A 26,396-nucleotide genomic window follows, 5' to 3' on the forward strand; every position below is an offset into this window, starting at 1 on the left:
CCATCATTATGGAGAATTTCCGAACTACTTCAATTAGCTGTCTATATTGGGGTGGCCGTTAGGCCGCACAGCGGCCGCTGAGCTCCGCAACCGTGGCCGCTGGCCACCGCCGTATGCATGGACTATGCTTGGAGGCATCGATATGCAGTCTTTTTGCTATGGGTTGACCGCTTTTCTGTTTTGTGCGGCAATTATATTTGGGTGCCAGAAAATCAAAAACCTTGCGCGGCGGGCCGCTCGCCGAGAGGGCCACAAGACCTGCTCCGGCAAGGAAAATGAAGGAGTGTGATTTATCATGCCGAAAAAAATCATCTTATTCTTTCTCACCGCAGCCTTATTGTCTATCCTTACCGGATGTGACGGCAACACAGCTTCCTTCGTGGACCAAAGCAGTGATACAACCTCCGCATTACAGGATGCTTTTGATACAAGCGTTAAGGCCGAGGCATACACAAACGAGCTCTTTGCATCCATGCTCTCAAAAGAGGGTATTTCCCAATATGAGATCTTATTGACTACCGGCGGCTTTATTACCAGCGACCCTCTTGTTTATATTTCGGGGTATCAATATAGTTATGATGGCAAGAAAGAGGTATACGGGTATAAATTGCAATTAAATGACGATGGCTCAACATTCACCGTATTGGAAGAAGGTGTTGAGATCGGAGAATTTGTATGTCTCAGCGAGAGCCCTTCCGCAGAAGGTTAGTTTATCTTCTTTCTTGTGCTACCCACAGTCAAGTTTTCATGTGCTAAAAGGAGCAGATAATGAAAAAATACATTGGTCCCATCTGCTGGCTGGCCGCGGTCGTTATTTGGGTTACTATCTCATGGATCAATTATACAGAAGGCAACATGGGGTTTGCTGTGGTACAGCTCCTTATTTCCGCGCTCTGCTTGATTCATGCAATCCGCACATTTTTGAAGAACAAAAAAGCATAATATTTTTTTCAGGATCTCGTCATTGTTATGGACTACTCACCACGGATTGATGCTTTTCCTCTTGAGAAATTCACCCCAGGAAGCACTCATATTGTTTCACAAAAGTGAATTTTTGCTAACTATTGAGCAGAGCAGATCTTTTATAAAAATCATTCTTGCAGAAACAGGTCAGATTTCCTCCACTTCATTCCTGAGATAACGTTGCTCTTTACTTCTCTCCCTGTTGGCCCTATACTTATCTTGTTGTATGTATTGATTGCAAAAGGAGGGTCTTACATGTTCAGGACTGTTGTTTCCGTCATCATTATGGTAGCAGCCAGCATTGGGGGTATGTTTTTCGGTGCGCTGTTTAACAACGCCATTGGCGGGATGATCCTGTTTGCACTAATTTCAGGCATCGCCTGTATCATCCATAGTTTGGACAACCGAAACACTTGATTTTTTATGCTGATGCAGTCACGCAAAGAGCGTGACTGCATTTTCTCTTTCTGCATTTTGCTTACTGAAATGCACCACTAATCGATGCGCCTACTACATTTCTCATACAAGAAAATGTGATTTCCCCTCTGGATTGCTGGGGCACGGAAGTTACATCATCCTTGCCTGAACAAATTATCTTGACAAATTCATCCCAGTCATATATAATCACACCAATCAGTTAGCAATAACTAACCTGGTGAAGCAAATTATTTTTTTGCGCAACAGTTAGCCTTTGCTAACCATCGTACAAAACATACCACTTAGAAGAATCATTCTCGACCGAGAAATGGGGTGCTTCCATGTCAGAGGATTTATTGGTTCGCCATTGTTCCCCTACACTGGCAGGAATCAAAACAGGGAATCTGTTCTCATGCCCCTGTACCTCCCGAACAGACCTGACAAAAGAATTGTGCCGATTGAATAAAAAGCTGGTTCCGAAAGGAATCCGAGTTTTGCCGCTCAGAGTCCGCAGAGGACGTGCCCTGATTTATGTTTATCGGCCCCATGCGCTGGAGTGCGACTTGGCCGATCAACGTGCCAGAGCTCTTCTGCTGAAGTACGGATACGCGCCGGAAAATCCGAACTGCTGCGTGGTTCATTTAATCCGTCGCCTTTGCGCAGAAGAGGAATTTCCTCATGAGATCGGCCTGTTTTTAAGCTATCCGCCGGAAGACGTGTTAGGTTTTATCCAAAATGGAGCCTGCAAGCACAAGTGTGTGGGATGCTGGAAGGTCTACGGCGACGAACAAACAGCAAAGAATACGTTTGAAAAGTACGATATGTGCAGCAAAGCCTACTCCCGGCAGTGGCTGCGAGGGAAGTCCATTGAGCAGCTCACAGTAGCTGGTTGATGTTTCTGCCATAATAAATTACGAAGAAAGGTTGTTGTGTCTTATGAGTAAAGTTGCAGTTGTTTTTTGGAGCGGTACGGGTAATACCGAAGCCATGGCAATGGCCGTGGCAGAGGGTGCCAAGGAGAAGGGCGCCGAGGTTTCGGTTCTGACCGCCTCTGAATTTTCGGCAGATCAGGTGGGCAGCTTTGATGCCATTGCTTTTGGTTGTCCTTCTATGGGCGCTGAGCAGCTGGAGGAAATGGAATTTGAGCCCATGTTTTCCGCCTGTGAAAACCGCCTGAGCGGAAAGACCATCGCTCTGTTTGGCTCCTACGGCTGGGGCGACGGCGAGTGGATGCGCAGTTGGGAAGCCCGCTGCAACGATGATGGCGCCAATCTGGCCTGTGACAGCGTAATCTGCAATGAAACTCCGGACGATGATGGTTTGGCGGCATGCCGTAACTTGGGTGCTTCTCTGGTCTGAAGCTGGAAGCCAAGTGGTCCTAACCGAACACCCTATAACTCAAGCTACAAAAACAATCGGACAGCTGCTATGCTGTCCGATTGTTTTGTGCCTTGATTTAACGAATGGTACCAGTAAGCTTTATTAAATTCATAAATCGGCCGTTATCCGTTTCGATCATCGATCTATCCTCGGAGGCATATGGGTTATCGCAAGCAAGCCAATCATCCCACGCTCTGGAAAAACAATCCATTTCGGCAATGTTGAAGTCTTTAAGATGTGTTTCAAATTTAGGCTTCCACCAATCGATGGAGTGCCACATCTGCAACGCCTCTTCATCCCACAGCGGTTTCATCTCTTCCGGGATATTCTCATGGATTTCGTTTTTCATACCGGGAAAAGCAAGTGCGACCACAGCCCTCTTTTTCAAGGTAGGCCTCAGGATCTTTTTGAAGTAGGTATTATTGTTGCCGAAATAATGGTAAGAATCTATGCTGACTACGGCGTCAAAAAAACTTTGTGCAAACGGAAGCTGTCTGGCATCGAATTGCAGAGGAACTGTCTGTTGTGCTACGCCCATTTGCTGGAATCGGGCAAAGTTTTCAGTAGCGGAGATCCATAAATCTACAGCAAAGACCTCAGCCTCATATTTTTTTGCAAGAAATATGGACGAAATGCCTCGACCACATCCTAAATCCAAAATCCGCATTCCTCTTTTTATGGGCAAATCAGATGTGAGTTCCTCGGCAAGTATCCATGCATTTGGCCCCATCATGTTTTCTTGTAAAAAACGATAATCAATACCCATTGGTCATTTCTATAATCCGCCTTTCTGCGAAAGGCACCGACGGGGTTATGAAACGCAGGTGCTTTCGCCTGAAATTGATGTTTGCTATACTGTTCACAGGAGTGCTCGGTATACTACAGAGACCGTGGAGGTGAGTGGCGGGGCTGTATAACGGCAACCCCGCATTTCTATATGGTTCGGCCACCCGTTAAGGCATCAACGAATGGCGCATGACAGCAGCCCGTAAACTTATCTCTTTCAAATCGACTCGATTTTGCCGGGTGGCCAGTCCCTGCCGAACCTCCCCAAACACTGTGTCTGGAGGGAGGCAAATGGCTTTCAAAATTCTCCGCAAAAACTGCTGTGGACTGGACATTCACAAAACCTGGATATTTGCCTGTATCGGTATCACGGATTCCAATGGCCGGACAGAGTACAAGCAGGCTCGCTTTTCCTCGTTTTCCAACGGACTGAGGGATCTGGCTGACTGGCTTGCGAAATACTCCTGCTCGGATGTCTGCATGGAATCCACAGGGAAATACTGGATTCCTGTATTCAATATCCTTGAAAAGACCTGTTGGGTCACCTTGGCGCACCCGAAATACACGAAACCGCAGAAGGGCAACAAAACCGACCGCAAGGACGCCAAGTGGATCTGCGACCTGTATATGTGCGGCATGGTCAAGCCCAGCTTTATCCCACCGCCGGACATCCGTCAGCTCCGTGACCTGATGCGCTACCGTGTGAAGCTCACCAATATGCTGACCGGAGAGAAGAACCGCGCCCAAAACTGCCTCACCGTTTCCAATCTGAAGCTGGATGATGTGTTTTCTGACGTGTTTGGAAAATCCTCACGCTCCATTATCCAGTACATTTTGGAGCATCCTGGTGAGCAGTTTGATGTGACTCCGTTTATCCACCGGCGCTGCAAGCATCCTGTTGAGGAAATCCAAGCTGCTGTGGACGGGGTGGTATCCCGTGAACAGGCAGCCAAACTCAAGGAATGCCTGCTGCACATCGACCAACTGAATGCGCACAGGGAGCGTATCGAAGCTGAAATCCTCCGGCTTGCTGAGCCCTATCCTTACCAGTTGGAATTGATCCGCACGGTTCCTGGCTTTGCCGCCGCTCCGCTGACGGCTGTGGCCCTTATCTCCGAGATCGGCGTTGATATGTCGGTATTTCCCTCTGCAAAGCACCTGGCTTCCTGGGCTGGATGCTGTCCTCGAAATGACCAGAGCAATAAGAAAGTGAAGTCCACACGAATCTCCAGAGCTGGCTGCTATTTGAAGCCTCTGCTGGTTCAAATAGCAAATGCCGTCATAAAATCCGACAGGCACCCTGAATGCAGGGAACGCTACCGCAGAATCAAAGCCCGCCGTGGGCACAAGAAAGCGATTATCGCTGTATGCCGGATGCTTCTGACCGCTATCTGGAACGTCCTGTCCAAGCTGGAGCCTTATTCCGCAAAGGGTTATCTTGCCGACAAGCTGACGGAGCATTCCGTTGTTATTTCCAAGGCGGAGGGCCTGGCTCTACTTCGCAAGCGGGGCTATATTTTCAAGGACGAACTGGCCGTCGAGTCAGGTTGAGACCCTCTTCCATATCGTTTTTTCCCGCAGTCCCTGCGGCTGTGTTTTTGCGCCCTTTTTCCTTCTGCTTCGGCTATCGCTTTGTTTCAAACTTCCATTACCTGCTCCACTGTCCACTTCAAATGCTGTTGAATAGCTGAAAAAGACTGTTCACTGATGACATGCTCAATTCTGCACGCATCCTCTGTTGCCGTTTTCTCATCCACGCCCAATCGCATCAGCATTTCCGATAAAACGGTATGACGGGTATACATAGTTCGCGCAATTTCCATACCGCTTTCCGTTAATGTGATCGCTCCGTCTGCATCCACCAGAACATATCCGTTTTTCTTTAAAATAGACATAGCCCTGCTGACACTGGGCTTGGAATATCCTAAATGCTCTCCGACATCAATAGCCCGTACATAGCTTTTATTTTGAGAGAGAATGTAAATCGTTTCCAGATACATCTGGCCAGACTCATGAATTGACATGGCTACCTCCAGCAGTATTGTTTTTCTCATTATACCACAGAAAACCAGCAAGTTTCAATTTGATTATCTTTTTCCTGCTTTACACTGTTGAGTATAATTTCAAATTTGGTCTTGACAAAGGCGTATTGGTGATATATTATTTGCGATGCAGTGGTTAGGGTTGTCTAACCTTTTTTGATGGGTTCTGGTTGTTATACGCTAACCAAAGCTACCATTTTATTGACAGGTGAAGAATATGACTTTGAAAGAAGCCCTGGAAGGAACGGAGTACAAGATCCAGCGAATCGATACGGACGATGAAGAGTTGAATGCGTTTTTATTTTCGCTTGGATGTTACGAAGGAGAGCCGATCACGGTAGTCTCCCACTTAAAGGGCGGCTGTGTCGTTTCTATCAAAGACGGCCGCTATAACATTGACAATCAACTGGCGGAGGCAATTCTGATTTGAATTGCCTCCCCCCTGCTTCCAAAAATATGTGTGTCTACTGCACATATCGGTTAGCTATCAGCAACCGTCGTGTGTTGTAATAGAGAGAATAGCAAAAAGAGGAGGAACTACCCATGCGTATTGCCTTGACAGGCAACCCGAACTCCGGCAAGACCACCATGTACAACGCCCTTACCGGGCGGAACGAAAAGGTGGGCAACTGGGCCGGCGTGACGGTGGAGAAAAAGGAACACCCCATCAAGAAAGCCTATTACAGCGGGACCGAAGATCTGATCGCGGTGGATCTGCCCGGTGCCTACTCCATGTCCCCTTTTACCTCGGAGGAGAGCATCACCAGTTCCTATGTTCGCAATGAGCACCCGGATGCCATTATCAACATCGTGGATGCCACCAATCTCAGCCGCAGTCTGTTTTTCACCACCCAGCTGTTGGAGCTGGGCATTCCGGTGGTGGTCGCTCTGAACAAGAGTGACATCAACGCCAAGAAGCAGACCACCATTGACACTGCATCCCTCTCCGCCAAGCTGGGCTGCCCGGTTCTGGAAACCGTATCTACTTCCGCTGAAGGCCTGAAAGCAGTGGTAGACGCTGCTGTCGAGCTGAACGGCAAGGCACAGAAGGCTCCTTACTCCCAGGGTGACATCGACCTGACCGACAAGAAGGTCGTGGAGGATGCGGACCGCAAGCGCTTCACCTTTGTCAACTCTCTGGTATCCCAGGTGGAAAAGCGGAAAGTCCTCACGAAAGAGAAGGGTACCAGCGATGCCATTGACGCCGTGCTGACCAACAAATTCCTGGGTATTCCTATTTTTGCCGTGGTCATGTTCCTGGTATTCCAGATTTCCCAAACCTGGGTAGGCCCGCTGATTGCGGACACACTGGTGGGCTGGATCGAGACCTTCCAGGGCTCTGTGGCCGACTCCCTGGCCGATGCCAACCCCCTGCTGACCGCTCTGCTGGCCGACGGTATTATCGGCGGCGTGGGCGCTGTGGTTGGCTTCCTGCCCCTGGTGATGATCATGTACTTCCTGATTGCCCTGCTGGAGGACTGCGGCTACATGTCCCGTGTTTCCGTGGTGCTGGATCCCATCTTCAAAAAAGTAGGCCTCTCCGGCAAGTCCGTGATTCCCTTTGTCATCGGTACGGGCTGCGCTATCCCCGGCGTCATGGCCAGCCGCACCATCCGCAATGAGCGTGAGCGCCGTGCCACCGCTATGCTGACCCCCTTCATGCCTTGCGGCGCCAAGATCCCTGTCATCGCTCTCTTTGCCGGTGCTTTCTTTGATGATGCAGGCTGGGTGAGCTTCACCATGTACTTCACCGGTATCGTCCTGATCTTCCTGGGCGCTCTGCTGGTCAACAAGATTGCTGGTTACAAGAACCGCAAGTCCTTCTTCATCATTGAGCTGCCCGAGTACAAGGTCCCCTCTTTGCTCTTTGCCCTGAAGGCCATGTGTGCCCGGGGCTGGGCCTACATCGTAAAGGCTGCCACCATCATTCTGCTGTGCAACACCGCTGTGCAGATCATGCAGACCTTCAACTGGAGCTTCCAGGTGGCTGAAACCGCCGACAGCTCCATCCTGGCTTCCATTGCCGGCCCCTTCGCCTACCTGCTGGTGCCCATCGTGGGCGTCCTCAGCTGGCAGCTGGCCGCCGCTGCTGTCACCGGCTTTATTGCCAAGGAAAATGTGGTTGGCACCCTGGCCGTGTGCTTCGTGGGTCTGGAGAACTTCATCGACACCGACGAGCTGGCCATGCTTGAGGGCTCTGGTGCCGAGGTTGCCGGTATCATTGCCATCACAAAGGTTGCCGCTCTGGCCTACCTCATGTTCAACCTCTACACGCCTCCCTGCTTTGCCGCTATCGGCGCCATGAACTCTGAGATGAAGAGCGCTAAGTGGCTGTGGGCCGGTATTGGTCTCCAGCTGGGAACCGGCTACACCGTGGGCTTCCTGGTCTATCAGATCGGCACTCTGGTCACCACCGGCGCGGTGGGCGCTGGCTTCCTCCCCGGCCTGATTGCAGTGGTTGCCTTTGCTGCGGTCCTGGTCTACCTGTGCATGAAAACAGAAAAGGACCTGAAGCGTGAGTATGCGCTGAGTGGGGCGAAATCCTGATGATCGACTACATTGTGATCGCAATCCTTGTGGTTATTGTTGCCGCCGCTGCGTTCTATGTTTATAAAGCGAAAAAAAGCGGAAAAAAGTGTATCGGTTGTCCTGACGGCTGCTCCTGCAGTTCGAAACATGACGATACACATTGCAGCTGCGGAAACCATCATCATAAATAGCACATGAGCAAAGGATTGCGGCTTTTCCAGCGGAAGGGCCGCAATCCTTTTTTGGTATCGTCTTGTTCACTAAAAGCTTTCCGCTGTCTGCAAGAATACATCAACTCGAGCAGAAAAGAATGCAGTGTTCATAGCTTTAACACCAGTCTCCCGAAACGCAGACCAAAAGGATGGTAATCGTCCATGACATTAAAACGAACAACGGAAGATTACGTAAAAACAGTCTTCATTTTATCCCGAAAAGGAGATGTGCGTTGCCATCAGCTGGCTACATGTCTATCCGTTTCCCGCCCCACCGTTTCTGTTACCGTCAAATCGCTCTGTGAAGCTGGCCTTCTCTATATGGATGACAAAAGAGCGCTTCATTTGACTGACAAAGGGCTTGAGCTTGCTCAAATAGTGGAGGAACGGCATCAGGTCTTGTGCGACCTTTTGGTAGGACTTGGTGTAAGTGCCGATATTGCCTCCAATGACGCATGCAGGATGGAACACGCAATCAGTGATGAAAGCTTCCGCGCCCTGAAATCGCTGACTCAATGAGTCATGCACTCTTTTTCATCATAGAATCTGGTCAAACGATTTGTGTTAGATCCGAGAAATACCGGATACGATCGATCTTATTTTTGATCGCAGGCTTTCTCTCTGAAAATAGGTGTTGGATATGTTGATCGAGTATTTGCAAACCAAATATCCGGAATATGTGCAATGGCTCCATGATATCCCAGGTGCGCATGTTTGCCAATTCACATTGTCAGGATCGCCGCAGGAAGACCTTTCCACGCTTCCGGCACACACCCCCGGCCAGATATACGAAATCTTTTTTTGCTTGGGCGGGCAGGTCGTTGCCAAGCGACCAAATGCAAAATCTCATACAATCGAAAAATATGATGTACTTGTCCTTTCCAGTGTTTGTGCGCCCGATTCAGTAAAAATCAGCGGGAACCTGCAAGGAATTCTTATCACGATCGAACCAAACCTATCCCATGACGGACTTTTTTCCGTCTTCACCTCTTTGGGACTTCCTATAGACCTGTGTCAACTTACCTCCAAATTAGCCGCACACTATGGCTACACCACGCTTTGCAATCGTTGCTGGGGCCAGGCCATATTTGATTTTTTGGCGCATCTGCCGAAAGAGGCATGCGGAAGATATTGCCTCTTGAAAGCTATGGAACTGCTCTATATCCTCACGGTAAAAGACCATAGTTCCGCATACTCAACAGCAAACCAAGTGCCCAAAAATCTTTTGGATGCACGGGCATATATGGAGTCGCATTTGTCCGAGAAAATTACAATAGCAGATTTGAGCCGGCTTCTTGCTGTCTCACCCACCTACCTAAAAGCAGAGTTCCGACGTATATATGGAACGTCTATTCACGGCTGTCTCACGGATCTGCGTATGCGCAGGGCCGCCGAATTGATTCATTGCACAGATCTGCCGATCTATCAGATCGCTCAGCAAGTAGGCTATATAGGAATGAACCAGTTCAGCTCTGTTTTCAAGCGTTATTATGGAGTAACACCTGGGCAGTTCAAAAAAATGTCGAAAGCCGAGATACATTGTCTTTTTCAGTGATGACAAAGTGAATTTAGTTGGCTATAATGATTGGACGCTCAACGCTATCCTGAGATATAAGGGGTGATTGCGATGAAACAGCATCGTTTTTGGGCCTGGGGCGCGGTAATCTGCATGATCATGGTCATGATTACCGGCTACAAACGAAAATAACAGAAAGGAAGTATCAGAATGAGTGTCTATACGAAATTGGCCTGCTTTGTGGGCGGCACACTGTTTGGATCTTTCGGAATCAAGCTGCTGTCCAGCAAGGATGCTAAGAATGCATATGTCCATGCGACTGCTGCTGGTCTGCGTATGAAGGATTCCGTCATGGGAACCGTTGCTACTGTGCAGGAGAATGCCGCCGACATTCTCGCTTCTGCCAAGGACCTGAATGAGGCGCGGGCTGCCAAAGAGGCAGAGGATGCCGCTGCTGCCAATCTGGACAGCGTGGAAGCCTGATGACAGCAGAGGGAGCCGCCCGTGCGGCTCCCTCTTTTCGTGAAGGAGGAACCTATGAACGCAACCATATTGCATGAAAGCCGGGGACGTATTCGAATCAGGCTGAAGCAGAATCGCATGACGCTGGAGCAGGCCGACCGGCTGGAACTCTGGCTGCAGAATAAAGCCTGGGCTCGCCGTGTTACTGTCCACGAGCGGACATGTTGCATCATTTTACAGTACGAAGGAGACCGGCAGGCCGTTCTGGACGATGTCCGCTGTTTTTCCTGGGAGAACGCAGAACAGCAAATCTCTCTGCCCGCCCACAGCACCCGGGCGCTTAACCGAGAATTTGAGGAGAAGTTGGTCAGCAAGGTCATGATGAAGGCGGCCTGCACACTGTTTCTGCCCTCCCCGCTTCGCATTGCCCGGATCGTGTGGCATATGATCCCCTTTGTGCGCCGCGGTCTGCATTGCCTACTGCGCCGCCGCATCAAGGTGGAGCTGCTGGATGCCCTGTCCATTTCCATCTCCGCCTGCCGTGGGGATTTCGGAACTGCGGGTGCGGTCATGTTCCTTTTGGAGCTTGGAGAGCTTCTGGAGGAGTGGACCCGGAAAAAATCCGTGGAAGACTTGGCCCGGTGCATGTCGCTGAATGTGGATCGAGTCTGGCTCCGGACCGCCGAGGGTGAGGTACTGATTCCTATTTCCCAGGTTCAGCCTGGGGATGCAGTAGTCGTGCGGGCCGGCGGAATCATCCCTGTGGACGGAGTGGTACTAGAGGGCGAGATCACCGTTAACCAGGCATCCTTGACTGGTGAATCCATCCCCGTGCCCAAACGTCCCGGCGGAGCGGTCTATGCCGGAACTGTGGTAGAGGAAGGCGAATGTGTGCTGGAGGTCAAGAAAGCCTCCGGACAGAGCCGATACGACCAGATCGTCCACATGATTGAGCAATCGGAACAGATGAAGTCTGCCGCTGAGAGCAAGGCTGCCCATCTGGCCGACAAGCTAGTTCCCTATACCTTTGCAGGAAGCCTACTGAGCTTCGTCCTCACCCGCAACGTGGCCAGAGCGCTTTCCGTGCTGATGGTAGATTTCTCCTGCGCCCTGAAGCTGGCCATGCCGCTGGCAGTGCTCTCGGCTATGCGGGAGGCTGGAGACGCACATATCACCGTCAAGGGCGGTAAATTCCTGGAGGCAGTGGCCGCAGCCGATACCATCGTTTTTGACAAGACCGGCACCCTGACCCACGCCTGCCCCAAGGTGGCAAAGATTATCCCCTTCGGCGGCAGAGACGAACGAGAGATGCTGCGGGTGGCTGCCTGTCTGGAGGAGCATTTTCCCCACTCCATGGCTAACGCTGTGGTCGAGGAGGCCAGGCAGCAGGGACTGACCCATGATGAGTTCCACTCCAAGGTCGAGTATCTGGTGGCCCACGGCATTGCCAGTACCGTCAACGGGGAGCGGGTGCTCATCGGCAGCGCCCACTTTGTATTTGAGGATGAGCACTGCCAGATTCCGGAATGCGATCAAGAACGCTTTGACATGCTCCCGCCGGAGTATTCCCACCTGTATCTGGCAGTGGGTGGACAGCTGGCAGCTGTGATCTGTATTTCCGACCCGCTGCGGGAGGAAGCAAAAGATGTGCTCGCCACACTCCGCGCTCTGGGAATTTCCAACACAGTCATGCTCACCGGAGACAGTCACCGTACCGCTGCAGCCATTGCCGCCCAGGTGGGGGTGGACGATTTCCGTTCGGAGGTGCTCCCGGTAGATAAGGCAGACTATGTGGCCCAGCTTCGTCGGGAGGGGCATACCGTTCTGATGGTGGGCGACGGCATCAACGACTCGCCGGCCTTGTCTGAGGCAGATGCCGGCATTGCTATCAGCGATGGCGCCGCCATCGCCCGGGAGATTGCGGACATCACCATCGCTGCCGATAGCCTTTGGGAGCTGGTGGAACTGCGCCGGATTGCTATGGCGCTCATGGCCCGCATCCATTCCAACTACCGCTTTGTTATCGGCTTTAACGGCGCTCTGATCGCCCTTGGCATGGCCGGGATCATTCCTCCCGCCACCTCTGCCACGCTGCACAATCTTTCCACTTTGGGGGTCAGTTTGAGAAGTATGAGTCCACTTCCCCATCAGAAAGAGAGGAAACAGGTTCTATAAAACTACCTGGATCATACTTGGAAATCAGGACGATCCTTTGGAACCTATAAATGCTATAAAAACAGAACTACCTCAGCCGTGCTCCGCGGCTGAGGTAGTTCTGTTTTTTCTTCTAAACTTGTAACTTGTTATCAGCCTTCCAATCGGTTGCTTTGGAAAGTTTTTGGCAGTATAGTCCATAAAATTCATCGTGTGTCAAGGATGCAAGCCACTCAGTAGAAGGACAGCAGGCGCTGGGACTCTCCTGCTGGCTTTTTCCCTGGGCGTGCTCGGGATAAACGATCAGATCTCCGTTGGCAGCATAAAAGGAGCAAAGCTCCTGACACAAAATCTCTTTCACCATACGGCAGGCAATCGACTGGGGAACAGAAGTGCGGGCACAGAAGTAGGACGGGATCAGAACCGGACCTTCCCGTGGAATCTGAAGGAAGGTCTCCTGTCCGTCTGCCCGCAGGGCATATAGAGAGGGCACAAGGGCAGTGGACGCCTGCCCCTGGCGCACGGTCTGAAAGGCGCCAATGGGCATATCAGTCACCAGACTGCGCTCCAGCAATGCTTCTGCTGCTTGATGTTCCCATCGTTCCCAAACCGCTTTCACCACCGTCTTGACCGCCGAGTTGTTGATGCCGCCAAATGCCAGACCGTTCCAGTCAGCCAGGGCAGTATGTCCACAGACCTCCGGTTCCCTGGTATAGTAGACTAGAGGAATGGACAGGAACGGCAGCAGAAACGGCCCTCGCTCCACAGCATCCAGCATAGGACCGGAACGCAGGGACATCCAGCTTCGCACCGGATAGAGATCATCTTTCAGTTTGCAGAAAATGTCTGGATCTTCGAATACCTCCAGATCGGCAGAAACGATGAGGTCGGGAAGAACGGCATCCGGCCGGGCCAGATATTCAGACATGTGCTCCGGATATCCCAAGCCGAAATAGCGCACTTCCAATTGGATCCCATCGGAGAGCAGTTTCTGCGTCAGCCCATCCAGGAACGCCTTCTCCTGTCGGTGAAGTACGCAGATATGATTCCAGTAGAGCAAAATATGTGTCATGCCAGGAGTTCTCCCTTCCGTAACAACGTCTGATAGCGACGCTGGGTTTGGTATTCGGCTTCTAATTGCTGATAGAGGGCCGCTTCAGCCGGAGAACGTCCCACCACCGCGGTAATTGCGCCGCCGCCAAGTACGATCCGCCGCTCCGACATCAACGCTGTATGGGGGTCATGGGTGACCACCAGAACCAGCTTGTCCTGACGGCGAAGCAAATGCAGCGCCCGCTGCTTGTCGATCCCGGCGTTTTCAATCTCGTCAATAAGTACGATGGGGCTGTCACAAACGAGGGCGATATCCCCGATCATCAGGGCCCGTGACTGCCCACCACTGAGCTGGTTGAGGTTTTGACCCAATGTTACGGGTTCTGGCGTGATCTCATTCACCAATTTCAGAATTTCCTTCGGGGTAATCTCCCGGCTGCGACAGCGGGCGTGCAGGCGTAAAAAATCCTCCACCGTGGTGTCCAGAACAAAGCGCATGTTCTGTCCAAGATGGGCTACCAGCTGACCCGATAGCCTCTGCCGATGACAGCGGGATACGGGAGCTCCATCCAGTAAAATGGTGCGTCCGGTAACCGAGTCTCCCTGGGCCAGCTGCTCCACATCTTTGATCAGCCGGGACTTCCCTGACCCAGTGTTCCCCACAATGGTGTACAGCTGACCACGTTTGAGATGAATGGGCAAAAAGGATTCCACCGTTCCGCGCTTGTCATGCCCAGGCAAAATGGTCAGGCACTCCATACCGGCGCCTCCTTTCCAAAGTCGATCTTACCCACAACGCCCTGCTGGAACGCTCCGCCTACCCGGCGTTCTCCCACACAATAGGAGCATACCCCGCTTGGCATGGTATGCCGAAGCACATCCTCCTCGGAGCCGCAGTTGGTGGGCTGCTCCAGCAGCCACTGTGCCAGGCGGTCGATGCCATATCCGGCTAAACCATCTACCGGGAACAACGCTGCCTTTGGGTTTAGTTCCCCAATTTGCCAGGAAATGATCTCCAGCTCAGCCTGGGAAACCATATCAGTTTTGGTCAGCACCACAAAGTCCGCCTGCGTGAGCATGGGGCCAAGCTGTCCCGGCGCCTTGCAGCTGGCAGTACAGTCCAGGACGCATCCCGCCACCATGTGGATGGTGGCAGGGGAACAGCGATGACACAGGCCTGCTGTCTCAATCACTAACGTATCGCAATTCCGGTCATCAGCCCAATCCCACAGCTCAGGCAAATTGGACACAAGGAAGTGATCCGGGCAAATATCCCCGCTCAGGCCAGTGACACAGGGTAATCCCAGTTCCTCAAAGACTGCGGCATCTCCGCTTTGCAGGCAGTCGATCTTGCAAACGCAGGGGGTTGCCCCGCTCTGCTTGAGCAGCGGAAGAAGAGATCGCAAAACAGAGGTCTTCCCTACTGCAGAAGCTCCAGAGAACAAGAAAATGTGATTTGGCATGCGTGTGCTCCTCTCCAGTCATGCAGTTAGCATCAGCTTACCACCTGACTGTGCCACTTGTCAGTATCAAGTGAGACTGAGAACGCAGCTTTTTTTCTTGACGAAAGCGATATTCGGCATGTACAATATTATACGGTTAGCGAAAGCTAACCCATTGAAATGAGGTGAGGTGTTGGAACAAACTGAGCTATCTCACAAGCTGGCACTTTCTGCTTTTTTGGCAGATGTTACACTGCCTGGGACAAAGGTGTCCACTCAGATTTTCCGGAGCGGACAGATTGTCAGCGACATTCCCCGGGGGATCCCATCCATCGGTCTGATCACAAGGGGCAGGATCGAGGTCTATTCCGTAGCATTGGACGGAAAGGATATCCTGCTCAACGAGCTGTCGGCTGGAGAATGCTTTGGTATCTGCAATCTCCTGACTCAGTGCGAACTGGAGACTGTGCTCAGATGCAGCGTGGAAACGGAAATCCTCTATATTCCCAAAGCTGTACTGCAGGAAGCCATGGCTGCAAATGGCACACTTGCCCTTCGCTTTGCTGCGGTTTGCAGTGAGAAAATCCAGTTTCTCTTGAAGCGGATTGAGCTACTCACCATGCAGTCCTGCCGGGGGCGGGTCATCGCCTTTCTCCTCGCCCATAGCAAGGAAGGCGGCGAGGTAATCTTTCGGGGCTCACGGGAGGATCTGGCCCGCCATTTGGGCATCAGTCGTGCCGCCCTGTTCCGTGAGCTGGCAGCGCTGCAGACCATGGGAGCTATCGAGTCCCACGGGAATCTGTTCCATGTAATGGATCCGGGCCAGCTGGAAGATCTGCTCTATCATCCATCCAACACCAAATAGACCACCCAGAAAGGAATACGATCATGAAAAAGCTCTTGTCTCTCATTTGTTCTCTGTCTCTGTCTGCGGCGCTTCTTGCTGGCTGCTCCTCCACCCCCCAGGAGCCCACCGTCTCTCAGACACCCTCTGATTCGGAAACTCCCACCACCAGTCAATCGGTCACGACGGAAGCTGTGGATGTGAAGGTGATGGCCCTCAAGGGTCCTACCGCCATGGGAATGGTGCAGTTCATGAGTGAGACCGATAACGGCTCCATAACCGACAACAACTACGACTTTACCATCACAGCCATGACAGATGAGGTCTCTGCGGCCCTTTCCCAGGGTACCACAGACATTGCCGCAGTTCCGGCCAATCTGGCTTCCGTCCTCTATAACAACACAGAGGGCGGCGTACAGGTTCTGGCGATCAATACGCTGGGTGTGCTGTACATTGTCGAGAGTGGGGATACCGTTCAGTCCATGGAGGATCTGCGTGGCAAAACCATCTATGCCAGCGGGAAGGGCGGCACGCCTGAATATGCTCTGAACTATGTGCTGGCCCAGAACGGCATCGATCCCACCAGTGATGTGACCATCGAGTGGAAAAGCGAACAGGCAGAATGCCTGGCTGCGCTGACCGCTCAGGAGAATTCCATCGCCATGCTGCCCCAGCCCTTTGTTACCACCGCCCAGAGCAAAAGCGACCGCATCCGGGTGGCCCTGGATCTGACGGAGGAATGGGACAAGCTGCAGGCGGACAGCGAAACACCCTCTACTCTGGTCACCGGAGTGGTAGTGGCCCGGACGGCTTTTGTGGAAGAACATCCCGAGGCCGTCTCCGCCTTCCTGGATCACTATGCCTCTTCCGTGGAGTTTGTCAACTCCAATGTCGCGGATGCCGCACAGCTGGTCGGTTCCTATGACATCGTCACCGCGGAGGTTGCCCAGAAAGCCATTCCCGCCTGCAACATCGTCTTTATGGAAGGTCCCGCAATGAAGGATCGGTTGTCCGGCTATCTGACCGTTCTCTTCGACCAGAACGCCAAATCTGTGGGCGGCACTCTGCCCGCTGACGACTTCTACTACAGCCGCTGAGGAAGATGAAACGCGCCGGAATACTACGGCCCTGGGCGGTGTTTGTATGGCTTCTGGTCTGGCAGATAGGGGCCATGGCGCTGGATCAGCAAATCTTACTGGTCTCGCCCATACAGGTTCTGGCCCGGTTGGGGGAGCTGGCCCTTCAGGGGTCGTTCTGGAAGGCTGTGGGATTTTCCATGCTGCGGATTACCGGCGGCTTTCTTTTAGGGGCAGCAGTGGGTACCGTTCTTGCAGCGTTCTCTGCCAGGCTGCGCCTGGTGGAGGAGCTGCTGGCCCCCCTTCTGCTGGCCATCAAGTCCATCCCTGTGGCCTCGTTTATCATTCTATCCCTGATCCTGTTTTCTTCCCGCAATCTGTCCATCCTGATCTCGTTTCTGATGGTTCTGCCGGTGCTGTATTCCGGGGTTCTGGGCGGGATCCGTGCCATGGACAGTCAGATGCTGGAGATGGCACAGTTGTTCCGGATTCCCACGCTCCGGCGGATCCGTTATGTGTATCTGCCCCAGGTGCTGCCCTATTTTCAGGCGGCCTGCGCCTCCGCTTTGGGCCTATGCTGGAAGTCGGGAATCGCTGCCGAGGTCATCGGTATGCCCACAGGCTCCATCGGTGAGCGGCTCCAGCAGGCCAAGGTCTATCTGGATACGCCGGATCTGTTTGCCTGGACACTGGTCATCGTACTGGTAAGCCTGTTATTTGAGCGGTTCTTTTTGGTAGTGCTGAAACAGGCTGCGCACCACTTGGAGAGGATGTGAGCCATGCAGGATATTGTGATGCATGCGTTATGCAAGTCTTTTGGGGAAAAATCGGTGCTGCGGGATGTCTCCGGCACATTGGCGGCCGGCCGCATCACCGGGCTGATGGCCCCTTCCGGAGCAGGAAAAACCACCCTGCTGCGCATCCTCATGGGACTGGAGCAGGCGGACAGTGGCCGGATCGACGGTCTGGATGGTCTCCGCCTCAGCGCAGTATTCCAGGAAGATCGTCTGTGTGACCAACTGGACGGCGTTTCCAACCTCCGCTTGGTAACACCGTCCCTGAGCCGCGCAGAAGCCAGAAATGCTTTGGAGGCGGTGGGACTTGCCGACTGCATCGGTCAGCCCACCCGGGAGCTTTCCGGAGGACAGCGGCGCAGAGTGGCGATTCTCCGTGGTCTGCTGGCTGACTATGACCTTCTGATCCTGGATGAGCCTTTCAAGGGTTTGGACCGGGAGACCAAACAGCTGGTGATAGAGGATACTCAACGCCGATGCATGGGAAAAACCGTGCTCCTTGTCACCCATGATCCCACAGAGCTGGATGCGCTGGGTGTGACCGAATTGCTGACTGGATTGGAATAAAAAACGGGCTCCATAGAAGCGTTTTGGCTTCTATGGAGCCCGTTCTTTTTCTGTCAGCAGGACGGGGTCTTCACGACCACCAGGTACATCTTGAACGCTGTCACCGCCTGTACCGCGTGAGGGATGCCGGCGGGCATGATAATGGCTTCTCCTGCGTTCAGGGTGTGGGGAACACCGTCAATGGTAATCTGTGCCGTTCCTTCCAAAATGGTCGCCATAGCGTCTCCGGGAGCAGCGTGGGTGCTGATGGCCTCACCCGCATCAAAGGCAAACAGGGTGATCCCCGCACCGGGCTGTTGGGCCAGGGTCAGGCTGACAACCTTACCCGCTTCATATTCCACTTGCCCCTTCAAGGTAAAGGGCTGCGCATGAGGGACATTCTTAATCAGGGTTTCCATGAGTTATTCCTCCTAAATCATTATGAAAGCGTAATCTGCAGCAGCTTGCAGCCATCCGGAGCAACTACTGCGTGGGCCGTATGGGCGGGAACAGCCAGGCAATCGCCCGTTTGAAGACAGTAGCTGTCCTCCCCCGCAGAGACATCAAGCGCCCCCTCCAGAATGTAGTAGAGGGTATCGCCAAAATAGCATTCCTCACTGATACTCTCCCCGTCGCCAAAGGCCAAAAGAGTCATTTGGCAGTGTTCCTGCCGGCTCATGGCCATACTGACCACGCGGCCAGGTTGAATCTGAATCAGCTGGGTGAGCTGCTGGGGCTGCTGTGTGGGCAGGTTGCGTAAAAAGTCCATTGCTCATACCTCCATGGGTCGTTTTATCCATATGATACCCCAGGAAACGGGATCATTCCATTGCCACAGCAACAACGATCAGGCTGTAATGCGACCAATAATTTCCCGCCGGATCTCCGTCAGTTCCGGCGCCGAGGCATCCCGGCCTTCCTGGCCAGGCAGGGTGATCCATGTTTGAATGGTGGTTGGCCTGGGTGTCAGGACAGCAATCCGGGTGGCCACGGTCAATGCCTCATCAATTTCGTGGGTGACAAACAGAACGCCCGGCTTTTTGATCTTCCAGATCTCCAGAAGCATATTCACCATCTCCATGCGAATGCCGTAGTCCAGCCCCTGAAAGGGCTCATCCATCAGGAAGAACTCTCCGCCGAAATGGAAGGCCCGTGCCAGCGCACATCGACGGGCCATGCCCCCGGAGAGTTGCGTAGGATAGTACCCCTCAAAGCCTTTCAGCCCTACATCCGAAATGAGGGTACGCACAGCCTCCGGCTCGGCATCCTCACGAACCAGACGGATGTTTTCTTCCACCGTTCGCCACGGCAGAAGGCGGGGACTTTGAAACATATAGCTCAGCCGAGTATTGGTTCCCTCGATGGTACCCGTGTCAGGTGTTGCCAGGCCTGAAATCAGGTTAAGAAGTGTGGTTTTTCCACAGCCGGAGGGACCGATCAGGGCCACGATCTCCCCCGGAGAAAGGGTCAAAGACAAGTCAGACAGGACAGGTAATCCGTCATAGGACTTGGTGATCCCGCTCAGTTTCAGCATGTCACACCTTCTTTCCCACAAAAAGCCATCCTCAGCAATCTTTGTGTGAGATAGCATCCCAATACCAGCAGCAGCGACCAGGCAATGATGGCATCGGGCTCGATGTTGAGCCGGGCCGTGGTGATGGCTCCTCCGATTCCGCTGTTTGTAGTAAGAACCTCTCCCATAACTGCCAGCTTCCATCCGCCTCCGATCACGATTTCCAGCGCTGAGCGGAAATAGGGGCGGATAGAAGGAAGGGTTACATGGCGCAGCATCTTCCAGCGGGAAAATTGGTAAAGGCGCGCCATCTCCAACAGCTGTGGATCTACGCTGCGGACGCCGTGACTGAGGTTGATCACCACAGTTGGAACTGTGGCTGTGGCCACAATGAAGACGCAAGGCTTTCCGTTAAATCCGAACCACACCAGTGCCAGAACCACCCAGCATACGGGCGGAATGGCCTGGAGCACATGGATCAGTGGGGTTCCCACATCCTCTATCTTGGGACACAGGCCAAACAACAGCCCCAGAACAGCGCCAACGCCCACACCGATGGCCAGACCGGCAATCAGCCTCAGGATCGTTGTTCCTATGGTGGCTCCGAAATCCGACTGCGTCATCAGCCGAACCAATGTAGAAAGGACCTGGGCAATGGGGGGCACCACCAGCGGCGGGAAAAAGAGAGATGCCAGCTGCCAGGCTCCCAGCAGCAGGCACACTCCCAAGGCACGGTGGAACCACAGTCCCGCCTTACCCTGCATAGAACAGCCCCTCATCGGGCAGCTTTCCACCGATCATAGAGGGCTCAAAGTTGTAAAGAAGGTTATAGAAGGTATCCAGTTCCTCTTTGGCGTCCTGGGCACTCTTAAAAGTCAAGCCCATATTGGGAATCGCTGCCTCCACAATTGCGGCTTTCATGCCCAGATACTCCTCAGCCAGCGCAGCAGCCTCAGCCGGGTGATCCAACACCCACTGCACGCTCTCCTCATAGGCAGCCTGGAACTGGGCGGCCAGCTCAGGGTTCTCATCCAGGAAAGTCTGGGTGGTGCCGAAGCCTGCGTTAGGGATCATAGTATCCGTGCCGGTGGAGCGCTGCCACTCGGTTTCAAAGCTGAGTGCCCGGCGCACATTCTCATTCTGTGCCATGGCGGAAGTAACCTGGGGCTCGATCAAAGTGGCGTATTCCGCCTCCCCAGAGGCCAAAAGGGCGGCTACTTCTGCGGTACTGGCGTAGACCACCTGGACATTTTCACCCACCGTCAAGCCGGCCTCACTCATAAAATACTGGGTGAGCGCATCCGGAGGAGAGGACTGAAGCGGGATATATACCGTCTTACCCTCCAAGTCGCTCCAGGTCGTGAAATTCGGATCGGTGGTCATGAAGTATGTAACGCCCCAGGTGTTCACATTCATCAGACGTACATCTAGTCCCTTATTATAGAGGGTGGATATCACGGTCAGGGGAAATGCGTACAGGTCATGTTCCCCGCCCTGGACCATAGCCAGAAGTTCTTCCGGGGCATTCCACACATTCAGGTCAATTGTCACATTCTCCCCCAGCAGCTGCTCCTCCATCATGTGAAGAACCGGCAGAGCAGGCGGGGCAGTGGGCACGCCTACAGAGATGGTAATCGGTTCGGCGGCCTGGCTGGATTCCTCTGCTGTGTCGTTTTGGTTGGTGCTGTCCGCAGGCGCATTGCCCCCGGCACAACCGGCCAGGGCAAAGAGCATCATAGCAGAAGCCAGGATGGAAGCAAGAGTGCGTTTCATTTGAGATCCTCCAATCTGAATCAATATAATCCTGCTTGTGGTTAGATATAGCTAACCACAAGCAGGATTATTACATAAAACAACAGGACCGTCCGTTGCTATGGCAACGGATAGCCCTGATTTTTCTGTCTATGCGGTTAAAAACTTACTGTCCAAAATTTGAATAACCTGTCCCTGATAAGTAAGAATACCCTCTTTCTGCATTCGGCCCAGTTCTCGGGAAAGGGCGCTGCGATCTACACACAGATAGTCCGCCATCTCTCCACGTCCCATCTCCAAGCGTATCTCACCATTGGAGGCAACTGGCAAACCTTGAAGATAGACCTTAATCCGATTGCGAAGCCGGTTCTGTGCCAAAATACGCATTTTCTGGTTGAGGAATAAAGCTCCTCTTCCCATTTCCTGCAACAAATTGGCGGTTACCCGCATCCGGTATGGACACCCGTTCTCTTGCTGCAGCAACAAAGGGTCAAAGTCCAGATAGAGCACCTCTGTATCGTTAAGGGCATCAATTTGAATGGGGCTGTCTTGGGACATGGAGCAGACCAATGTCTCCCCAAACACGCGCCCCCTACTCAGGCGATCAATGGTTAGTAGATTTCCGTCCTCGCTGTAAAGTGAGATCCTTAAGGTGCCAGACATAACAACGCCGGGGCGCTTTTGGCAATCACCGATCCGCAGCAGAATTGTGTCCTTTGGAATTGCCCGCACTTCTCCATGCAGGCAGTTAAGAACATTCTGATACTTTTCTTCCGGAATACCGTCGAACAGCTGGCAACGGCGCATCGCCGCAAAAATCGAACCCATGAGATCCCTCCGTGTTGCTGTGGCAACCGACAAAAACAAAAAGCTTCTTTATAGTTAGCAATAACTAACCATTATTATACTGCTTAGACAATGAAATGTCAATGTAAGGAGGCTGTCTATGAATGGGATCGGTTTAGATTGCGGAACTGCTACTGTCAAACTGGCTATGCTCTCACAGGAGAGGGAGCTTTTGTGGTTCAAATCCTCCGCGCATCATGGTGCCGCAGTTCAAACAGTTCGGGCACTTCTCGGCGAACTACTGCAGGCGGATAGCAATGCTTGCGGCTATCCAGTGATGCTTACCGGAAGCATAGGAAATCGACTTTTAGATGTCTGTCCCGGACTTTTAACTCTGGGCGATATTCCCGCCATCCATCGCGGCATCCATCTGCTGGCGCCGGAAGCGAAATCTGTCATTGAAATTGGAAGTCAGAGCGCCCGTTTCCTCACCGCTCTGGATTGTGGCACTCCGCCCAGATTTGCAGTGAATGAACACTGTGCCGGGGGCACTGGTTCCTTTTTTGAAGACCAAATGTCCCGGCTGGGCCTGCGGATCGAAGACTATTCCGAACTGGTAGCAAAGGCTCGCTCCATTCCCCGCCTCTCTGGCCGATGTGCTGTCTTTGCCAAAACGGATATCATTCACCGACAGCAGGAGGGAGTGCCTACTCCTGACATTCTGCTGGGGCTCTGCTACGCAATGGTCCGCAACTATAAAGCAGTCATTGTGCGGGGACTTTCTGTGGAGAAGCCTGTGGCTTTATGCGGCGGAGTTGGCTACAATGCGGGGGTTCTTCGGGCTATTCGGGATGTTTTTGGTCTCACGGAAGAAGAATTGATTTTACCGAAGAATTTCCTCTACGCCGGCGCCGCCGGGGCTGCGCTGGCTGCTCAGGAGGCAGGCACCTGTTCCATGGGAGAACTACTGGCCTCTCTGTGTGGGCAGGATTCAAACACGGAAGACCGGCTGCACCGTCGTCAGCCACTGGGGCCTGATCCCAAGGTTTTTGTATCTGATCCGCCTGTTTCCGGCCATATCCCACCACAGGGCTGCGCTTTGGGCATTGATGTAGGTTCTACCAGCACAGACCTGGTTCTCACGGATCAATTCGGAGAACTGGTGGACTTCCAGTATCTTCGCACCGCCGGAGACCCGGAGGCAGCGGTGCGAAAGGGCCTGGAGAATATCCGCTCCCGTTTTGGGCGGATTCCCCTTCTGGCAGTTGGCGTCACTGGCTCCGGACGAGAGCGGATCGGCCGGCTCATCGGTGCGGATGCCGTGCGAGATGAGATTACAGCCCAAGCAAGAGCTGCCATCCAATGTATGCCCAAAGCAGATACCGTCTTTGAGATCGGCGGTCAAGATTCTAAATACATCTCCCTTCAGAATGGGCAGGTTACAGACTTTCAAATGAACAAAATCTGTGCTGCCGGAACCGGCTCCTTTGTTGAGGAGCAGGCCGCACGCATGAACATCCCTTTGAAGGACTTCGGCCGCCTGGCACTTACTGCAAAGGCCCCTGTGGAATTGGGAGAGCGATGCACAGTGTTTATCGAGACCGCCATCCAATCTGCCCAGGCACAGGGAGCCACCCAGGCAGAGGTCACAGCTGGTTTGTGCCAGTCCATTGTCCGAAATTATCTTCACAAGGTAGTTGGGAGCAAACCAGTAGGACACCATATTGTGCTCCAGGGCGGTGTGGCCTATAACCCCGGCATCGTGGCCGCTTTCCGCCAGGAATTTGGAGATCGGCTCACAGTCTCTCCCTGCTTCTCCATCAGTGGAGCATACGGCGCCGCCCTGCTGGCACTGGAATCCAAGAAAGGCCCTACCCGCTTCCATGGGTTCGACAGGCAGCCGGAAGCGGAGGTCGCCCTGTCCGCGGAGATTCAACGCAACATCGCCTTTTACCAGCGTGGCCCACGGTTGCTGTTGGAAGGTTATGATCCAACACCTGTCCCCGGAAGGAAAACGGTGGGTGTACCTTTTGCCCTGATGATCCACAAGTTCTTTCCTATGGCAAATGCCTTCTTCCGGCAGTTGGGATTCAATGTACTGCTCTCGCCGTCTACCAACGAGGAGATCATACGCCTCTCCCAACAGACAGCCCAGGCGGAGACCTGTTACCCGGTAAAGCTGATCCATGGTCATATGGCCTGGTTGGCAGAGCGCGGTGTTGACTATATCTTTCTCCCCTCCATCCATGCCATGAGGCATGAGACCTCCAAGGTTGAGCACAACTACGGCTGTGTCTATATGCAGACCGCACCTCAGTTGGCCGCCCGTGCCCTTCGTCTGGCGGAGCGGGGCATTGAGTTGCTCAACCCTGTGTTCGATCTGGACTTTGGGCAGGAAGCGATGGCATCAGCTATGCTGGGCCTTGGAAAACAGCTTGGCATCCCCAAACTGCGGTGTCTCCCCGCCCTGATGGCCGGAGCCCAAGCGGTACGCCGGCATACAGCAGCAGTAGAGCGGCAGGGTCGTGAACTGCTTTCCTCTCTGAATCCTGAGGACAAAGTACTTGTACTGATCACCCGGAACTACGGTCTTTCCGATCCGGTGCTGAATATGGGAATCCCTCGTCTGCTGCTGGAACGGGGGCACAAGGTAATTACTCTCTCCCATTTACCTGCTCACGACCTGGATCTGTCAGCGGACTACCCCAATCTGTACTGGCCCTTCGGACAACACATCCTCTCCGGGGCGAAACTCGTGGCCCATCACCCCAATCTGTACGCCGTCTATCTCACCAATCACGGCTGCGGACCGGATACGATGCTCTCCTATCTGTTCCGGAAGGAGATGGGCGAAAAACCCTATCTGCACATCGAAGTGGATGAGCACTTCTCACCAGTAGGCGTTATTACTCGCATCGAGGCATTTCTCCAGAGTCTGGAAAGCCGTTCCTCTCAGCCACTGCCGGATCACTTTAAGCTCACAGCTGTGGAACACTGCTCTACCAAAGTCGTTGATATCCCAGAATCAAACCACGGCCCTTTATATGTTTTGGATCTGCCGCCGTTTACCACATATCTTAGGAAATATGCTGAAATGGTATGGAATGTGGAAACCCATCCCATGCCTCTGGGCGGCACTTCCCTAGTTTTGGGCCGGGGGGAGACCAGTTCCAAAGAGTACCTTCCCTTCCCCGCATTACTGGGTGGTATTCTGAACGCAGCGGAGAAGGAATCCGATTCCTTTCAGATGCTGATTCCCTCCACCCAAGGCGCGGAGGCCGACGGCCAGTACCCGTGGGCGGTGGAGGCAGTGCTTGCCAACCGGGGACTGGAGCGGGTAACACTGGTTTCCCCGGAACTGGAAACTTTGCCGGAGAACATCCCAGATCCAGACCTGTTGTTCCGAGCTGTATTGGCAGGAGATCTCATACTGTGCGCCCCGCCTGAGCAGCGCAGCGCACTAAGTCCAGACGACATTCCAAATTGGGACAGCCTGAGCACGTTGGCGGCGCAAATCGGAAGCATCCCTGTCAAAAGCCAGCCTCTTGCCGCGGTGGGAGAACCCCTTACGCTGTTTGCTCTAAACGACGGGGTGCTGGGAACGCTGGAGCAGCAGGGCCGGTCTCTGTATCGTGCCCCCTTGAGCGAGTACCTCTGGTTTCTCTGGCGGGATTCCGGGAGTGTTATAGCCGCTTCCTGGACAGAGCAAATGACAGAGCTGGGCCGTCTATTGAGGGAGAGGAGCAGCTTCTCAAAAGATCCGGAAGGGATGCGTACTGCAGCGGATCAGCTACTGCCGGGATTTGCCGGGGCCAATGGTCGGTACCGTTTGGCTAAGGCACGGGAACTTGGCCGAACATCGGCTGGTGTGCTAACTCTGGCTCCCCGGTATGAAAACACAGAAACAGTGCTTGATATGACTGGCGCACTAGACGGAACCTCTCACTTCCATCTGGCTATGGACAGCGACTGGGATGAGAGTTCCTGGTCCCGCCTAAACTCCTTCCTCTATTATTTAAAATAGGCCTGAGAATCTTGTCTCCCGCCCGCGCAGACAGTTTATACAAGCTTCCTTTTGGTTTTTTATCCTTTGATGCTACTGAATAACCACTGGAGGAGTGGAGAAGGA

General features: G+C 53.2%; 30 protein-coding genes. 19 read left to right on the plus strand and 11 right to left on the minus strand.

Annotated features, from left to right (window positions below; translation table 11 throughout):
* Positions 1-295 precede the first annotated feature (295 nt).
* The 5 genes from ACEVJL_RS07515 to ACEVJL_RS07535 all read left to right on the plus strand — a co-directional run bounded on the left by ACEVJL_RS07515 (position 296) and on the right by ACEVJL_RS07535 (position 2,739).
* Positions 296-709 (plus strand): hypothetical protein, encoded by a 414-nt coding sequence (locus ACEVJL_RS07515; protein WP_374737374.1) that lies wholly within the window; start codon positions 296-298, stop codon positions 707-709.
* Between the two features lie 59 nt (positions 710-768).
* Complete coding sequence (locus ACEVJL_RS07520) at positions 769-942, plus strand: hypothetical protein (protein WP_158097384.1); 174 nt, start codon at positions 769-771, stop codon at positions 940-942.
* Positions 943-1,218: 276 nt separating this feature from the next.
* The gene (locus ACEVJL_RS07525; RefSeq protein WP_006571801.1) at positions 1,219-1,380 is read left to right on the plus strand and encodes a hypothetical protein; all 162 of its coding nucleotides are present in this window, start codon (positions 1,219-1,221) and stop codon (positions 1,378-1,380) included.
* A 341-nt stretch (positions 1,381-1,721) separates the two neighbouring features.
* A complete protein-coding gene (locus ACEVJL_RS07530; protein WP_087260118.1) occupies positions 1,722-2,273 on the plus strand; it encodes a DUF3793 family protein in 552 nt (183 codons plus the stop codon).
* A gap of 43 nt (positions 2,274-2,316) precedes the next feature.
* Positions 2,317-2,739 carry a flavodoxin gene (locus ACEVJL_RS07535; protein WP_337927494.1) on the plus strand — a complete coding sequence of 141 codons (423 nt, stop codon included), beginning with the start codon at positions 2,317-2,319 and terminating at the stop codon, positions 2,737-2,739.
* 97 nt (positions 2,740-2,836) lie between these two features.
* Here ACEVJL_RS07535 and ACEVJL_RS07540 read toward each other — a convergent pair whose 3' ends face one another.
* Positions 2,837-3,526, minus strand: coding sequence for an SAM-dependent methyltransferase (locus ACEVJL_RS07540; protein ID WP_374737375.1), 690 nt, complete (start codon positions 3,524-3,526; stop codon positions 2,837-2,839).
* Between the two features lie 311 nt (positions 3,527-3,837).
* Between ACEVJL_RS07540 and ACEVJL_RS07545 the strand changes: the two genes are divergently transcribed.
* On the plus strand, positions 3,838-5,097 hold the full coding sequence (locus ACEVJL_RS07545; protein WP_009261187.1) for an IS110 family RNA-guided transposase: 1,260 nt from the start codon (positions 3,838-3,840) through the stop codon (positions 5,095-5,097).
* Between the two features lie 86 nt (positions 5,098-5,183).
* Here ACEVJL_RS07545 and ACEVJL_RS07550 read toward each other — a convergent pair whose 3' ends face one another.
* Entirely contained in the window at positions 5,184-5,570 is a 387-nt protein-coding gene (locus ACEVJL_RS07550; RefSeq protein ID WP_374737377.1) for a metal-dependent transcriptional regulator, read from the minus strand.
* 235 nt (positions 5,571-5,805) lie between these two features.
* Between ACEVJL_RS07550 and ACEVJL_RS07555 the strand changes: the two genes are divergently transcribed.
* The 8 genes from ACEVJL_RS07555 (at position 5,806) to ACEVJL_RS07590 (ending at position 12,482) form a co-directional block, all read left to right on the plus strand.
* Positions 5,806-6,018, plus strand: a complete 213-nt coding sequence (locus ACEVJL_RS07555) for a FeoA family protein (protein ID WP_006571806.1) — start codon at positions 5,806-5,808, stop codon at positions 6,016-6,018.
* Between the two features lie 113 nt (positions 6,019-6,131).
* Entirely contained in the window at positions 6,132-8,135 is a 2,004-nt protein-coding gene (gene feoB, locus ACEVJL_RS07560) for a ferrous iron transporter B (protein WP_374737379.1), read from the plus strand.
* Positions 8,135-8,308: a FeoB-associated Cys-rich membrane protein gene (locus ACEVJL_RS07565; protein WP_006571808.1), complete on the plus strand. Its 174-nt coding sequence runs from the start codon at positions 8,135-8,137 to the stop codon at positions 8,306-8,308. The genes feoB and ACEVJL_RS07565 overlap by 1 nt, the downstream gene beginning before the upstream one ends.
* A gap of 183 nt (positions 8,309-8,491) precedes the next feature.
* Positions 8,492-8,848, plus strand: a complete 357-nt coding sequence (locus ACEVJL_RS07570) for a metal-dependent transcriptional regulator (protein ID WP_374737380.1) — start codon at positions 8,492-8,494, stop codon at positions 8,846-8,848.
* A 121-nt stretch (positions 8,849-8,969) separates the two neighbouring features.
* Positions 8,970-9,884 carry a helix-turn-helix transcriptional regulator gene (locus tag ACEVJL_RS07575; protein WP_374737381.1) on the plus strand — a complete coding sequence of 305 codons (915 nt, stop codon included), beginning with the start codon at positions 8,970-8,972 and terminating at the stop codon, positions 9,882-9,884.
* 72 nt (positions 9,885-9,956) lie between these two features.
* Entirely contained in the window at positions 9,957-10,037 is an 81-nt protein-coding gene (locus ACEVJL_RS07580) for a DUF6219 family protein (RefSeq protein WP_227605409.1), read from the plus strand.
* An 18-nt stretch (positions 10,038-10,055) separates the two neighbouring features.
* Positions 10,056-10,328, plus strand: a complete 273-nt coding sequence (locus ACEVJL_RS07585; protein WP_006571811.1) for a DUF6110 family protein — start codon at positions 10,056-10,058, stop codon at positions 10,326-10,328.
* A 54-nt stretch (positions 10,329-10,382) separates the two neighbouring features.
* Entirely contained in the window at positions 10,383-12,482 is a 2,100-nt protein-coding gene (locus ACEVJL_RS07590) for a heavy metal translocating P-type ATPase (protein WP_374737382.1), read from the plus strand.
* Between the two features lie 112 nt (positions 12,483-12,594).
* Here the strand turns inward: ACEVJL_RS07590 and ACEVJL_RS07595 are convergent, their stop codons facing one another.
* From ACEVJL_RS07595 to ACEVJL_RS07605, 3 genes are read right to left on the minus strand one after another with little or no spacing between them, the layout of a single operon-like run.
* Positions 12,595-13,533 carry a hypothetical protein gene (locus tag ACEVJL_RS07595; RefSeq protein WP_374737383.1) on the minus strand — a complete coding sequence of 313 codons (939 nt, stop codon included), beginning with the start codon at positions 13,531-13,533 and terminating at the stop codon, positions 12,595-12,597.
* Positions 13,530-14,273: an ATP-binding cassette domain-containing protein gene (locus ACEVJL_RS07600; protein ID WP_087376830.1), complete on the minus strand. Its 744-nt coding sequence runs from the start codon at positions 14,271-14,273 to the stop codon at positions 13,530-13,532. The genes ACEVJL_RS07595 and ACEVJL_RS07600 overlap by 4 nt, the downstream gene beginning before the upstream one ends.
* The gene (locus ACEVJL_RS07605) at positions 14,261-14,977 is read right to left on the minus strand and encodes a GTP-binding protein (RefSeq protein WP_227605400.1); all 717 of its coding nucleotides are present in this window, start codon (positions 14,975-14,977) and stop codon (positions 14,261-14,263) included. Before ACEVJL_RS07605 ends, ACEVJL_RS07600 begins: the two co-directional genes overlap by 13 nt.
* Positions 14,978-15,146: 169 nt before the next feature.
* Between ACEVJL_RS07605 and ACEVJL_RS07610 the strand changes: the two genes are divergently transcribed.
* The 4 genes from ACEVJL_RS07610 to ACEVJL_RS07625 are packed head-to-tail and all read left to right on the plus strand — an operon-like array spanning position 15,147 to position 18,237.
* The gene (locus ACEVJL_RS07610) at positions 15,147-15,821 is read left to right on the plus strand and encodes a Crp/Fnr family transcriptional regulator (protein ID WP_374737384.1); all 675 of its coding nucleotides are present in this window, start codon (positions 15,147-15,149) and stop codon (positions 15,819-15,821) included.
* 23 nt (positions 15,822-15,844) lie between these two features.
* The gene (locus tag ACEVJL_RS07615) at positions 15,845-16,897 is read left to right on the plus strand and encodes an ABC transporter substrate-binding protein (protein ID WP_374737385.1); all 1,053 of its coding nucleotides are present in this window, start codon (positions 15,845-15,847) and stop codon (positions 16,895-16,897) included.
* A gap of 5 nt (positions 16,898-16,902) precedes the next feature.
* Positions 16,903-17,652 (plus strand): ABC transporter permease, encoded by a 750-nt coding sequence (locus tag ACEVJL_RS07620; RefSeq protein WP_374737386.1) that lies wholly within the window; start codon positions 16,903-16,905, stop codon positions 17,650-17,652.
* Between the two features lie 3 nt (positions 17,653-17,655).
* Positions 17,656-18,237: an ATP-binding cassette domain-containing protein gene (locus ACEVJL_RS07625; protein WP_087339410.1), complete on the plus strand. Its 582-nt coding sequence runs from the start codon at positions 17,656-17,658 to the stop codon at positions 18,235-18,237.
* A gap of 53 nt (positions 18,238-18,290) precedes the next feature.
* Here ACEVJL_RS07625 and ACEVJL_RS07630 read toward each other — a convergent pair whose 3' ends face one another.
* The 6 genes from ACEVJL_RS07630 to ACEVJL_RS07655 all read right to left on the minus strand — a co-directional run bounded on the left by ACEVJL_RS07630 (position 18,291) and on the right by ACEVJL_RS07655 (position 22,309).
* Positions 18,291-18,635: a cupin domain-containing protein gene (locus ACEVJL_RS07630; RefSeq protein WP_195279725.1), complete on the minus strand. Its 345-nt coding sequence runs from the start codon at positions 18,633-18,635 to the stop codon at positions 18,291-18,293.
* A 20-nt stretch (positions 18,636-18,655) separates the two neighbouring features.
* Positions 18,656-18,985 carry a cupin domain-containing protein gene (locus tag ACEVJL_RS07635; RefSeq protein WP_374737387.1) on the minus strand — a complete coding sequence of 110 codons (330 nt, stop codon included), beginning with the start codon at positions 18,983-18,985 and terminating at the stop codon, positions 18,656-18,658.
* Between the two features lie 78 nt (positions 18,986-19,063).
* Positions 19,064-19,750: an ABC transporter ATP-binding protein gene (locus ACEVJL_RS07640; protein ID WP_374737388.1), complete on the minus strand. Its 687-nt coding sequence runs from the start codon at positions 19,748-19,750 to the stop codon at positions 19,064-19,066.
* Positions 19,744-20,493, minus strand: a complete 750-nt coding sequence (locus ACEVJL_RS07645; RefSeq protein WP_374737389.1) for an ABC transporter permease — start codon at positions 20,491-20,493, stop codon at positions 19,744-19,746. Before ACEVJL_RS07645 ends, ACEVJL_RS07640 begins: the two co-directional genes overlap by 7 nt.
* Positions 20,483-21,502 (minus strand): ABC transporter substrate-binding protein, encoded by a 1,020-nt coding sequence (locus tag ACEVJL_RS07650; protein WP_374737390.1) that lies wholly within the window; start codon positions 21,500-21,502, stop codon positions 20,483-20,485. Before ACEVJL_RS07650 ends, ACEVJL_RS07645 begins: the two co-directional genes overlap by 11 nt.
* A 129-nt stretch (positions 21,503-21,631) precedes the next feature.
* Positions 21,632-22,309 carry a Crp/Fnr family transcriptional regulator gene (locus ACEVJL_RS07655; protein ID WP_087388209.1) on the minus strand — a complete coding sequence of 226 codons (678 nt, stop codon included), beginning with the start codon at positions 22,307-22,309 and terminating at the stop codon, positions 21,632-21,634.
* A gap of 118 nt (positions 22,310-22,427) precedes the next feature.
* On the opposite strand from ACEVJL_RS07655, the gene ACEVJL_RS07660 reads away from it, so the two are divergent.
* Positions 22,428-26,291, plus strand: coding sequence for an acyl-CoA dehydratase activase (locus ACEVJL_RS07660; RefSeq protein ID WP_374737391.1), 3,864 nt, complete (start codon positions 22,428-22,430; stop codon positions 26,289-26,291).
* Positions 26,292-26,396 lie beyond the last annotated feature (105 nt).

Origin of the sequence: Flintibacter porci (assembly GCF_041925195.1) — a bacterium.
Taxonomy (GTDB): Bacteria; Bacillota; Clostridia; order Oscillospirales; family Oscillospiraceae; genus Lawsonibacter; species Lawsonibacter porci.